The sequence below is a fragment of the Paenisporosarcina sp. NPDC076907 genome (assembly GCF_050269735.1).
Classification (GTDB): domain Bacteria; phylum Bacillota; class Bacilli; order Bacillales_A; family Planococcaceae; genus Paenisporosarcina.
In genome coordinates this window covers 1142387-1154522 of sequence record NZ_JBNNIX010000001.1, presented here as the reverse complement: position 1 = coordinate 1154522, position 12136 = coordinate 1142387, and the positions used below count along the sequence as shown (strand labels likewise).

At 39.8% G+C, this 12136-nt stretch carries 17 protein-coding genes and 1 tRNA gene; 5 read left to right on the top strand and 13 right to left on the bottom strand.

The window, feature by feature from the left end; translation table 11 throughout:
• Nucleotides 1-116 precede the first annotated feature (116 nt).
• Nucleotides 117-1505 carry an aldehyde dehydrogenase gene (locus ACQKEV_RS05615; RefSeq protein WP_427444140.1) on the bottom strand — a complete coding sequence of 463 codons (1389 nt, stop codon included), beginning with the start codon at nt 1503-1505 and terminating at the stop codon, nt 117-119.
• Between the two features lie 107 nt (nt 1506-1612).
• Nucleotides 1613-2551, bottom strand: a complete 939-nt coding sequence (locus tag ACQKEV_RS05610; protein WP_427444138.1) for a Gfo/Idh/MocA family protein — start codon at nt 2549-2551, stop codon at nt 1613-1615.
• A 134-nt stretch (nt 2552-2685) separates the two neighbouring features.
• Between ACQKEV_RS05610 and ACQKEV_RS05605 the strand changes: the two genes are divergently transcribed.
• A complete protein-coding gene (locus ACQKEV_RS05605) occupies nt 2686-2829 on the top strand; it encodes a hypothetical protein (RefSeq protein ID WP_269925622.1) in 144 nt (47 codons plus the stop codon).
• A 48-nt stretch (nt 2830-2877) separates the two neighbouring features.
• Here the strand turns inward: ACQKEV_RS05605 and ACQKEV_RS05600 are convergent, their stop codons facing one another.
• Entirely contained in the window at nt 2878-4155 is a 1278-nt protein-coding gene (locus tag ACQKEV_RS05600) for an MDR family MFS transporter (RefSeq protein WP_427444136.1), read from the bottom strand.
• 91 nt (nt 4156-4246) lie between these two features.
• Nucleotides 4247-5092: a DNA-3-methyladenine glycosylase family protein gene (locus tag ACQKEV_RS05595; RefSeq protein WP_427444134.1), complete on the bottom strand. Its 846-nt coding sequence runs from the start codon at nt 5090-5092 to the stop codon at nt 4247-4249.
• A 68-nt stretch (nt 5093-5160) separates the two neighbouring features.
• Between ACQKEV_RS05595 and ACQKEV_RS05590 the strand changes: the two genes are divergently transcribed.
• From ACQKEV_RS05590 to ACQKEV_RS05575, 4 genes are all read left to right on the top strand, one after another.
• On the top strand, nt 5161-5886 hold the full coding sequence (locus tag ACQKEV_RS05590; protein ID WP_427444132.1) for a thermonuclease family protein: 726 nt from the start codon (nt 5161-5163) through the stop codon (nt 5884-5886).
• A 17-nt stretch (nt 5887-5903) separates the two neighbouring features.
• The gene (locus tag ACQKEV_RS05585) at nt 5904-6428 is read left to right on the top strand and encodes a 2'-5' RNA ligase family protein (protein ID WP_427444130.1); all 525 of its coding nucleotides are present in this window, start codon (nt 5904-5906) and stop codon (nt 6426-6428) included.
• A gap of 77 nt (nt 6429-6505) precedes the next feature.
• Nucleotides 6506-6578, top strand: a tRNA-Val gene (locus tag ACQKEV_RS05580).
• A 63-nt stretch (nt 6579-6641) separates the two neighbouring features.
• On the top strand, nt 6642-7715 hold the full coding sequence (locus ACQKEV_RS05575) for a tyrosine-type recombinase/integrase (RefSeq protein ID WP_427444128.1): 1074 nt from the start codon (nt 6642-6644) through the stop codon (nt 7713-7715).
• Nucleotides 7716-7796: 81 nt separating this feature from the next.
• On the opposite strand, the gene ACQKEV_RS05570 is transcribed toward ACQKEV_RS05575, so the two are convergent.
• From ACQKEV_RS05570 to ACQKEV_RS05530, 9 genes are all read right to left on the bottom strand, one after another.
• A complete protein-coding gene (locus ACQKEV_RS05570; RefSeq protein WP_427444126.1) occupies nt 7797-7991 on the bottom strand; it encodes a hypothetical protein in 195 nt (64 codons plus the stop codon).
• On the bottom strand, nt 7963-8988 hold the full coding sequence (locus ACQKEV_RS05565) for a S8 family peptidase (RefSeq protein WP_427457755.1): 1026 nt from the start codon (nt 8986-8988) through the stop codon (nt 7963-7965). Before ACQKEV_RS05565 ends, ACQKEV_RS05570 begins: the two co-directional genes overlap by 29 nt.
• Nucleotides 8989-9177: 189 nt before the next feature.
• Nucleotides 9178-9507: a hypothetical protein gene (locus ACQKEV_RS05560; protein ID WP_427444122.1), complete on the bottom strand. Its 330-nt coding sequence runs from the start codon at nt 9505-9507 to the stop codon at nt 9178-9180.
• 72 nt (nt 9508-9579) lie between these two features.
• A complete protein-coding gene (locus ACQKEV_RS05555; protein WP_427444120.1) occupies nt 9580-10164 on the bottom strand; it encodes a hypothetical protein in 585 nt (194 codons plus the stop codon).
• A 139-nt stretch (nt 10165-10303) separates the two neighbouring features.
• A complete protein-coding gene (locus tag ACQKEV_RS05550; RefSeq protein ID WP_427444838.1) occupies nt 10304-10654 on the bottom strand; it encodes a phage tail assembly chaperone in 351 nt (116 codons plus the stop codon).
• Nucleotides 10651-11016, bottom strand: coding sequence for a tail assembly chaperone (locus ACQKEV_RS05545; RefSeq protein ID WP_427444118.1), 366 nt, complete (start codon nt 11014-11016; stop codon nt 10651-10653). The genes ACQKEV_RS05550 and ACQKEV_RS05545 overlap by 4 nt, the downstream gene beginning before the upstream one ends.
• Nucleotides 11017-11123: 107 nt before the next feature.
• Complete coding sequence (locus tag ACQKEV_RS05540) at nt 11124-11474, bottom strand: hypothetical protein (RefSeq protein WP_427444116.1); 351 nt, start codon at nt 11472-11474, stop codon at nt 11124-11126.
• 118 nt (nt 11475-11592) lie between these two features.
• On the bottom strand, nt 11593-11796 hold the full coding sequence (locus ACQKEV_RS05535) for a hypothetical protein (protein WP_427444114.1): 204 nt from the start codon (nt 11794-11796) through the stop codon (nt 11593-11595).
• Nucleotides 11762-12043 carry a hypothetical protein gene (locus ACQKEV_RS05530; RefSeq protein WP_427444112.1) on the bottom strand — a complete coding sequence of 94 codons (282 nt, stop codon included), beginning with the start codon at nt 12041-12043 and terminating at the stop codon, nt 11762-11764. The genes ACQKEV_RS05535 and ACQKEV_RS05530 overlap by 35 nt, the downstream gene beginning before the upstream one ends.
• Nucleotides 12044-12136: the final 93 nt, after the last annotated feature.

The following is a 12136-nucleotide window of genomic DNA, read 5'->3' as shown; positions in this document are numbered from 1 at the left end:
TTTTTAGTTGTATGTTTTTATTATAACTAGACAGTTGTTTATCGTATAACTGCACTTGTCTCACATTCCTCGTGAGCCACACGAAGTGGATCATGAATGACGTGGAAATTAATAATTTATTTAAGAAGTGTCTTCACAAGTTTCACTTTGTTTTTATAAGGTGGAAATACAATATTTACAGGAAATTTCGTGCTTTTTTTCAAAATCGATTTGGCATGAGTAAATGCTTCAAAACTATATTTTCCATGATACGCATTCAAACCCGATGAGCCGACTCCACCAAATGGCAAATGAGCACTTCCTACATGCGTTACAGTATCATTGATGCACCCTCCACCAAAAGGAAGTTCTTCTAAAAAGTACTGAATGGCTCTTTTATTTTCGGAAAATAAGTAAGCTGACAATGGCTTAGGATATTTTCTAATTTGGCTAATTGCACTTTCCAATCGATCGTAAGTCATAATAGGCAAGAGTGGGCCAAAAATCTCGTCCTCCATGGAAGGGCTTTTCCACGAAACACCATCGAGGATTGTCGGCTCAATATATAAATCACTTTCATCCATATTTCCACCGAGAGCAATGTGAGCACCTTCATGTCTAATCAACTGTCTTAAACGCTCGAATTGTTTTGAATTGATAATGCGTCCATAATCCGGACTCTTTTGAACGTCTTTTCCATAAAACTCTTTGATTGTTTTTTTCAGTAGCTCCATAAATTGGTCTTTCACTTTGTGATGCACCATTAAATAATCCGGTGCAACACAAGTTTGTCCAGCATTGACGAATTTACCCCAGACAATACGCTTCGCAGCAACTTCTAAATTCGCGGTATGATCGACGATTGCCGGACTTTTCCCGCCAAGTTCCAACGTCACAGGAGTCAATCTTTCAGCAGCGGCTTTCATGACGATTTTTCCGACTTGAACACTTCCGGTAAAGAAAATTTTATCGAACGGTGCATGAATTAGAATGGAAGTCTCTTCACGTTCACCTTCCACCACTCGTATATATTCTGGTGGAAAAGTCGATTCTATAATTTTTTTGATAATGACAGCCGTATTAATAGCAGATTCAGAAGGTTTGACAATGGCACAATTCCCACCAATTATCGCACCAATGAGTGGTTCCATGACTAATTGAAATGGATAATTAAATGGCCCGATAATTAAAGCAGAGCCATACGGTTCACGAATAATGAAACTTTTTGCAGGTTGTAAATGGAGAGCCGTTTTAACAGATTCCGGTTTCATCCATTCCTCTAAATGCTTCGTCATATATCCTATACTATCTAAAACAAACCCAACTTCTGTCGCATATGCTTCAAATTCGCTTTTGTGTAAATCTTTATAAAGTGCTTGTACGATTTCTTGTTCGTGGAGTTGTATTGCTTGTTTTAACTTACTTAATTGCTGTTTGCGAAATGCAGCTGATTTAGTGGCACCTGTAAAGTAGAATTCATGCTGCGCCTGAATCATATGGTCAACGTCTTGTGCTGTGAAATTCATTCTATCACTCCCGTCATCTATAACATTATTGTAACGAGTAGTATCTTTCTAAGCAAAAAAGACACCTTAAAATGGCGCCTTCATTTGGATTTCATTTTTTATGCCAATTAAATCAATAATTCATCAATCCAACGCTGTACAATTAAACCTTCTTCGAATGATACCAGTGAAGTTTCTTTTCCCAATCGTGCTTCATGACAAGCGTCCCACAACGTTGTTGGAGTGAAAGTGGTCTCGATTTTCATTTCAGGTTCATCCTTTTTACTTTCCCATAATTCTGACCAATTTTTTATGGTCATTACTTTTTCTGTTCCGAACACTTTAAATTCCAAGCATTCTTCTTGTCCCGCTCCACTTAGGCCATTGAGCAGAATTGGTATACCGCTGTCCGTTTTACCAATTGCAAATGAACCGGTCTCGGACAAATTTTGATCTTCGGGATAATTTGTCTGATGAGCTGAAAACGAAAAATTTCCAAAAAGTCGATACATGATTTGTAGATAATGTGGAAATACTTCTCTTATAAATCCACCTTGCGCACGTGAACCAATCCATGGATTCTGTTGCCATTTTCTTGGCCAATGCGGGAAAAATGTATGAAGTTCCACGCGAAGTATTTCCCCAAGAGAATGGTCTGCAACTTCATACATTAAGGTTTGAATTGCCGGACTATACATGAGAGGAAAATGCATCGCCGTTAAAACATTAGCTTGTTTAGCACTTTCAACCATTAATTTCCCACTTTCAACGTCGTGAGCAAGTGGCTTTTCTGATAAAATTAAGCAGCCTTTTTCAGCTGCTTGTAAAGCAATTGAGGCATGGCTATTAGGAGGTGTTCCAATATACACCCAGTTTGGTTTAGTCTCAAATAATTCTTCAATGGAATTTGCTATTGGTAACTGGTATTTATCTTTCATCTCTTGTAAACGTTGTGTATTCTCATCGTACGCACTGACAATGGTGCAATTAGGGTTTGCTAATAGCTGATTAATAATACGTTCTCCGACAATTCCGGTACCAATAATCGCAAATGTTGTTTGGTTCATATCGCACACTCCTTCTTCTAGTTTTGCAACGTTTTAAGGTCTTAAGAAGTATTTATCAAAAAAGTTGTTTAGATGTGTAACTTTTTAGGGTAAAGAACAACAAATCATTTAAGACAATAAAAGGAGGAAATAACATGTTAAAAACAGAAACTTGGTGGGAACCTATCTTCTCAGGAAACTTAAGCTTAGGGATCAATAAGGAACGCTTGGCTGAACTAGAGGAAGAATCCTTCATCTATTTCAACGATAAAGAAGAAATTGAAACTCCGGAGCAATAAATTTGCAGAAAAAAATTCGAATTCACCCTACATAAGACCGCTTCCCTCTTAAGATGATGGAGAAGCTGTCTTTATTTGTTCGAACAAATAAAACATCCAGTAGTAAACAATAGCACTTATTACGGCCAAGATCGCTATGATCGTAAATGTCCAAAAGAATCCGAACCAAACAGTTAATGGGATGGATAGTGGAGCAATCATTCGGCCAATTGTGTAGCGCAAACTTGCCGCCGCAAAATATTGGCCACGCATATCTTCAGGTGCCAATTTGGAAATAAAGCTTTGCTGTAAACCGACAATCATTAACTCACCAAAAGTAAAAATGGCCATTGCTAATAGGAAGACCCAAAACAAGTTAAATAGCGAAAAAACAACCATGGCAATAGCATACAAAATGGATGAGATAAAGAAAATATTCTTTTCTTTATATGAAGCGACAAACCGTGTAACCGCAACGGTTAACAAGGCGACAAGCAATCCATTCTCCGAGATAAGTACACTAAAAGCTAGTTCACCAGTAAGCTTTACATCCGATCCAAACCAATTTCCTAATGATTGTTGACCAATCACTTCTTTAACATATACCGGCAGCAACAAATCCAATTGCATAAACGTTTGTGCACTTAGAATTCCTGCAATGATGAAAAGAAGAAACAATTTGTCATTTATAATGACACCATAATCTTTCACTTGCGTTTGTATGTCATGCATAAAACCCTTTGGCGCAACTTTCCCTCCAAAATCTGTGCGAACTGGATTTGTCTCTTCTGTATACTTAATTAGAATCCATGCCAGCAAAATACATACTAGACCAGCCGTAACCATCAACCCAAATCTGTAGCTAAAGAAGAAAATCCCGCCAAGTATTGGACCAATGACAACAGCAATATTTATGGAAGTATAAAAAACGGCAAACACATCACTGCGATGTTGCTCTGGTACAACATCCGCTACCATCGCTTGACTTGCTGGCCAGTATAGAGAACCGAATATACTGGCAATCGTGAATGCGATAAATCCTAAGCTAGGAGAGTCCAAAAATGGTGAATTTGCAATTGCAAACAGGAAAAACGATCCCCCCTGACCAAATGAAGACAATACCATCATCGTGCGTCGACCAAACTGGTCAGCACAGTATCCCCCTACTAAATTGGCACCTACTGAAAATACTTGAGACAGAACCAACAATAAACCGGCGGTAGTTTTTCCAAACTCCTCTGCAAAATAAATCGCAAGGAACGGGAAAAACATCCAAAACGTAATGTTCATAAACGCTTCCCCGATTAACCTCGCTTTCAAACTACGATCCCAATCTCTAATTCTCATGTTGTCTACTCCCCAAGATCATTATCTGTTTAATCTAAAATTATTGTATCATTGTGAACATTAAATGAAACATACCTTTTTCGACTAAATCTTATTCAATGCTTCTCCACAAATAAAGTGATGCGTAGCTTAAATAAGGAGACCATTCTGGGAAATGGGAAGAAATTTCAGCCGCCTTTGGTTTATCTGCGACTCCCCAAAGTTTTTTCAACGCATTCTGCAACCCAATATCAGCTAGTGGGAATAAATTGGGTCTGCCCAATCCGAAAAGCAAAAAACTTCCCGCGGTCCATGGGCCAATACCGCGGTATTTTACCAGCGTTTCAATGATTGTTTCATCATCCAGCAATGCAAGCGATTCAAGATCCAGTTCTCCACTTGCAATGGCTTTGGATACACCGATTATATATTCAGCTTTTCTCGTACTGAATTGTAATTCTCGCAAGTCTTCTACTTGAAGTTTACTTACTACTGCAGGTTCTGGATATATCCATACCCCTTCTACTTGTTCACCAAATGTATGAACGAAACGCGTCGTTAAAGTATGGGCAAACGATAGATTCAATTGTTGATGAATAATACTCTTCATCAACGTTGCATACAAAGAAAATTCCCGAATGATTGGAGTTCCCCGGTGTTCCTCAAACAATGAACCCAGGTTAGTTTTAGCAAAGTGTTCATGAACGGGCTCGAGTGAACGATCAAAATGAAAGATTTCTTTGACTTTTTGAATTTGATTTTTGTCTTCCGGGCCTATTATTTTGAAAATAGGCTCATCTGTCGTACCGATGGCATTGACTTTATAAATTTTGCAGTCATCAGTCGGTACCATTACATAACGTTCTTCTTTATTCAACGAGATTAATGGGTCCATTGACAATCGATCGAGCACACGCTCGAAATCATATGGGAAATCTAAATAAATAGTTTCTGTCATGGTCGTTTCCTTCCTGTTCGGTTATATTTAATACATACATATTGACATTAAGAATCGAGGCTATACGAATGAAATTATGGATATGGCTCTTCCTAGTTCTAGTAGTCTTAGCGGGCTGTGATGAGACTTCAAATACTAATCTATCATCAACTAGCTCAGACGGAATGATTCCTGTTGAATTGATAAATGTCATTGATGGAGACACCATTAAAGTAAAGTATAACGGAAAGACGGAAACTGTCAGGTATTTATTGATTGATACACCTGAGGTACGGCACCAAACGCTCGGAAATCAACCTTATGGAGATGAGGCGAGTGACCGCAACAGCCAGTTGCTGACGAACTCTGCTATTTCCCTGGAGTTTGATGCTGGAGACCGCTACGATGACTATAATCGGTTATTGGCTTATGTCTATGCAGATGGACAATCTGTCCAAGAAACGCTATTAAATGAAGGGTTGGCTAGAGTTGCCTATGTATTCCCACCAAATGACAGACATATAGAAGCTTTTAATAATGCTGAAGCAAAGGCTCGGAACGATGGTTTAGGGATATGGCAGCATGAAAATTATGTAACGAATAGAGGATTCGATGAATCAAAAGTTGAATTGGGCATAACGGGTTTAACAAAAGAAAACTCCAATGACTGCTTAATTAAAGGTAATATAAACCGTGAACACAAGAAAATATATCACTTGCCCCAAGGGAAATATTATGAGCAGACAAAAGCGGAAAAATGGTTTTGTACAGAGGAACAAGCGATGGATGCAGGATTCAAAGAATCTGGGGAATAGGTAAAGGAGAAATGAATATGCAAGTATTAGTTTTGAGATTTGACTATAAACTTTCAACTAAATTGGAACATGACAGTAAAGACTTACATTTGGCCTCAAGTCGCGGCAATGAAACTCCGCTACCACCACATCTCAGCCTATTTTCTTTTGAGCAAATTAATCCTGTCACTTTAAGTGAACAAGTTAAAAGCTGGGTTGAACAACAAAAGTGTCTGGACATTTCATTTTCATCATTAGGCTTTTTTAAACAAAATGGAACATTTTTTGCGGCACCAGTCGTGACTAAAGAATTGGTAACGTTTCATCGAGAATTGTATTCGTTAATTTCACATTTACATACGAATGAAATATCGCCCTACCTTCCTGGTAAATGGGTTCCTCACTCCACTTTGATTAATAGAGTGCCTCTTACAGCTTGGGGTCCCCTTTTCCAGAGAGCCAGTCTTGCCTTTGAACCACAAACGGGCAAAGCCGTTGCGCTAGAATGCTGGTCTTTGGTAAACGGACGAGCACAGACGGAATGGACATATTTTTTAAAGTAAAATTTTCACATTTTTCTTAGCTAGGTCATTGACTATTACACTGTGAACGATATAATAGAATTTGTCCTAGTAAAAACGATCTTGTAGCTCAGCTGGGAGAGCGCCACCTTGACAGGGTGGAGGTCGCTGGTTCGAGCCCAGTCGGGATCATAAACGGTAGAAACCCCGCTATGCATGCGTTCACTCAACGTTTGCGTAAGCGGGGTTTTTCGTATGGGTGCGATTAAGCGCTACCCTGAATTACCCTCCGCCGAACCAATCGGAAAAGAGGTCGATAATATGCGAAAGCGACGGAACTTTGTCGCCAATCACGCGAAGCTGCCCGACTTAGAATCGGATGACATTCGCACGCTTTTCAAAGCATTCGTTAAAATCAAGGTTTCGGAAGGAATCGCTATACGAACTATTAAGCAGTACGAGACGAACTTCACTCAATTCTGCGACTACATCGAAATTCGCGGAGGTAACTACCATGTTAAGACGATTACCACCGATTTTGTTCGCGAATGGCTGACGTATATGCAACAAGAACACGTTCAATTCCGTAAGATTACACATCGTAAAACGAAGTCGGTCGGATTAAAGCCCGCGACGATAAATACCCGTTTGAAGACGTTGAAGGTAATGTTCAATACGTTGCACACGAATTTACTCGTCAAGACTAATCCGCTGACAAAAGTGCCTAACGTACAACAACCGGAGGAACTTATCGAAGTATTATCGGATACTGAAATTACGCGTATTCTTAGCGTAATGGACAAGACTTATTACACGTCATTTCGAGATTACGTTCTAACCGTACTCCTATTAGACGCTATGCTGCGTATAACCGAAGCGACACACTTGCAACGGTCAGATATCGACAGCGAGAGAGGCTTCGTTATTATCCGTGCAAGTATCGCAAAGAACCGTATTGCTCGTATGGTTCCGATAACTAAACGGACACTTCGGTTGCTTAACGAGTTAATGAAAGAGAACGATTTCACAACGTCATCACATTACGTATTCGCTACGGAAAAAGGAACGCCATACGATCGCAACCGTTATAACCAACGGCTTAAGACTTACGCTGAACTTGCTTATATCACTAAGCCCGTCCATGCGCACATATTCCGCCATACTGCTGCTACCGCTTGGTTAGAGAACGGTGGTAATATGGAAGACTTACGCAATATCCTCGGACACTCGAAATACGACATGGTGAAGCGTTATGCTCACGTATCGAATACTTCGATTAAGAAATCTGCGGAACAGTATTCGGTTGTCGCGAGGATGGAAGATATGTAAATATATAAAAAAACGCACTATCTTGATACATAGATAGCGCGTTTTTTTATTTAACTTTCAAACAAATACTATTACAAGGTATTATGCTAAAACCATGTATTCAGCTTCTATAACACTGACAACATTGGCAACTTTAATTAAGTCATTTGAAATATCTATTGAGGATTCCAGTGTAATAATATTTGTAAGTTTTGCTACATGAGTCAAAGAACCTAAATTAGTTATTTCTTCCAAATTGGATTTGTCTTTAACTTTTATTAGATAACGATTTGTCATGTGCACATACCTCCAAAAAATTTTTTAAATCCAAGACACCAGACCCTTGATGATAATCGGCTACGCTTTTTAATTTCCTTGCTGAACTAAACAGATTGGAAATAATTGTTCTTCTATCATACGATAGATGAAACATGGATGCAAGCACACCAGCTACTACGGGTGTAGAGAAGGAAGTACCGCTATTATATGTGTATGTTTTGTCAATTACCACGGTAATTTCCCCAGGAGCAATAATATTAGGTTTCAGTAGGTCCGGCATCCCTTTTCCACTATGACTTGATACATTTTTTCCTGTCTTATCCACTTGACCAACTGTGATCGACTTTTCAGCTCTTCCTGGACAACATACGCTTCCTGTACCTGCAACTCCTTCATTACCTGATGCAGTGATGACAGTATACCCTAGTTCGGACACTTTATTAACATAGTCACAAATAACACAATTCCCAATACATAATTGTTTTCTAAGTATACCGAAAGATAGATTGATTATATCTGCTTCTTGATCCATCGCTTCATCTAAAGCAGGGATTACATAATCTTCCGAGAACTCAAAGTCATGCGAAACTTTTAAATTAATAAAACATGCACGTGGAGCAAAATACTGAATTATTTTGGCAACTTGAGTACCATGATTATTTGCAATCGTATGTGAATTGCCAGTATAGTCTTTTGAATAGATAATGTTAAGTCCATTTTCGGTTTTTAGACCACTGTCAATTACTGCTACTTTAACCTTCCATCCTACATAATCTTCCTTTTTTAAGGGTTTATTGGATATTTGTGGAAACAACGAAACATCAGCCAATTTTAATTTTGCGGGAACACTTACAGAATCAAAAATGTTCAAATCGGATATATGTGATGCAGACAAAGCTTCAACTATATAATAAAATCCCAGTTTAGCCGTGTACTCAATACGACATGAATTAGACTCCATCAACTCTATTTGTCGTAAATTTAATGTTGAATTACTTTTACATATGAACCTCATCACTTTATCCACCTTTTTCAAAAAAAATCCATAAAATACGTCTAAATCTATTAAAACACAAAATTAGTAAAGATAGAATCATTAACTATTTCACCCACCTTATTCCTTTTTCTCTGTTTAATAAGAAGGGTACCAGCTAAGGTGGACATCATCGTCTATCTGTATTAATCCTCGATAATACCCCCAGTTTTAATCGAAGTAGAAATTCACGAAATACATTTCAGCTGCGTATTTATCACGGATCATCTGTTTGCCGCCGTGTGAAAACGGTAGCCCCTGGACTTGCACGCGAACGATAGCTTTCTCGTTACGCACCGCCAATAGCATGAGGAATGTCGCTAATCCTTCGTCGATTGCGTCGTATAACGGCTTATTTTTAACTGACGTTAGTTTTTCGTGGCTTGTATCGGATTCTGCGAAGACATTATACGTAAAACCGGGCGTCTGCGGTACTCCTAAACGCATCGGTGCGATTTCGTTTCGGTTGACCGTGATTCGATATTCTTTAAACGGGTGCATTTGTCCGCCTCTTTTCGTTTTTTGTGTAAATAAAAAAGACCACCCCGCGTAGAGTGGTCGATTGCTATAGTATTATAGCGATGCTTCGTAGTCAGCTTTTAACGTATCATATTCATCGCCAATTACTGCCGGCAATGCTTCCGCCTCTGCCAATCGCGCTCCGTGAAGATTCGGGATGTTTTTACATTCGTTGATTACGCCTTGTAATGTCGCTTTTGACGCTGCTTTATCGAGCAATAAATCGTAAATCCCCGGCACATGCTTTCCGAATGCTACTTTTTCGGGGTCAGTCAGTAGTGCGAGAACGCCTTCTAATTCGTTTAAGACTGTGTTCTGCGTTTCTACGTCTGCCGCCGCAATTAAGTCTAAACTTACTGTAGTAGCTAACGCTTTCGAATGTGAATGATCCGCTGTCGTTAACACATGAGTATTTAATGCTGACGCCTTTTTAGCGCTATTGATTTCATTAGTACGGAATTCTGCGTATTCTGCGCGAGTATCTGCGACTTTTCGGTCGAGTTCCGCCCATTCACTTGCAATTATTGCGTTCTTTATACTTTCATTACTACCTGATCGGTCGCTTTGGAATAAATTAACCTTTAGATTTTTTACATCGCCGTTAATACGGTCTTGTAGTAATTGTAATTTTGCATTCATTGGATATTTTCCCCTTTGTGTTTTGTATTTTTTGTATTGCTAATCGGATGGAGTCAGCGTTCCACCGACGTACTGCCACGGATTTAAACCTCGTGATGTTGGGTAAGGGTTGCGAAGCCTTCCGAGCGCATCACGATTATTATTTCTTCGGTTGAAGTATTAGCGTATCGAGTAGCGCTTGTTGTCGCTCCATTTCGGCTTTAAGTTCCTTGACGTCGCGTTTCGGTTTATTTTGCTCGGACCGCTTAAATAAGTCCGCGTGCTTTAACTTCTTCGCGTGATACGCTTGACGAACCATCATTGTTTGAAAAGCCATGCGGTCGAATTCGTCGTATTGACGTTCCTGGTACGCACGCATAAGTATTTGGAATTCGCGAGGCGTTAACGAATAAACTTCCCACGGTTTCAACGCAAGATAGCGATAACCCTCAGCTACCGCTCTCTCAACGTCATTTAAGTCTTTTAAATACGCCTCTACCGGCTCTACTATTTCAGTAGGCTGGCGAGTGCCGTCTTCGCTTCCTTGTTGTCGGCCATCATCTTGTCGATCAGCGGTTTGTAGAAAAAACTCTCCGAGATAACCTCATTAGAGATACGCATGATTGAAAGAAAGTCCAGGCGTTGTTCTTCGAATGCAATTTCGAGCGCTTGTTGTACGTCTTCTAGCGAATGGTCTAGCCCCGTATGCTTTAAGCCAGCTAAGAGAATGTGCGGGAATAAATCGGAATCGCCTTGCATCGCTTTACCGACGATTGTCATAGACCCGCCTTCTTCAAGTTTGTTTAGGTATTGCACCGCTGCATACGTCAATTTTAAGTCGTGCTCTTTGCCGTTAATTTTGAAAGTAGCCATGTGTTAGTCTCCTACGTTTTTGTGCCGCGCGCACATAATTTTATCCGCGTAAAAAGGGCATACAAAAAGGCATCTATTTTCCCGATAGACGCCGACCCCGTTTGTTTTTATATAGTTGCGTTAGGATCCTTTAGGTATTCTTCGACTTCTTCGTCGGTCAACCAACGTTTAGGAATTCTGTATCCCATATGGTTCACTTCTGTAAACGCGTATGCACGTTCATAGAACTCAACGTTAATCATTTTCGTATGTCCAAAGCGCTGGTTAATCGTATATTGCGGATTTGCTTCAAGGTATTTTTGAATGTCCTCTTCTGTATGAAACGCCTTTTGTAATGTTGATTTAGTCATATACTTTACGCCTGCCCATTTTAATTTTGTCATTTTAATTCCCCCTGTAGGTAAGTTTTTATTTGCTTGTTCCATTTGTTCTAATATCTCTGCTTGTCGTCTGTTCATTGTTCTATTACCTCCGTTATATTTTTAATTTTGTCTACGTCTACCGTGGTTACTTTTCTTTGCTTCCTGCTCAACGAACTGCTCTCGGAATTTCCGGTATTCTTCCGCCTGGCGTTCTTTACTTCTGCGATTTCTCTCGTTCTTCTTTTTCGATGTTGCCATCGTTGTCACCGTCCTTTAACGCTTCCAGTTTCGATAGGACATGATGGCCCCATTTGTTGCCGTCGTTACGCCCCGATTTCAACTTTCTTTTACGTTCTCGGTTTTGTTCTCGTTGAGATAACGCGTCAAACCGTGCCTTCTTCGTTGACTTCCGTGCCATTCGCTTCAATCCCCTCTAATTTCGCTGCTTTTTCTTCTTTGATTGCGGCTAATTCCAGTTTGCGGTGTGCCTTGCGCGCTCGTTTGTCGCGCTCAGTTTCTATCATCATCGGCAAAATAAGCCGTATACTTTTTTCTGTGATCCGAGGACTTAGCGAGTCAAATTTGAACGGCTTTTCTCCGGGTATGCCCGTCTTAGCGATAATAACCGTTTCAACTTCCGTCCTTTTTATGCTGACTTTTATCATCTGACCACCTCCGATTTAGTAGTAAAAAATACGATAGTGGGCAAATACACGACTACCCTCGTTTTTTACCATTTCGACACGCTAGAAACGTAG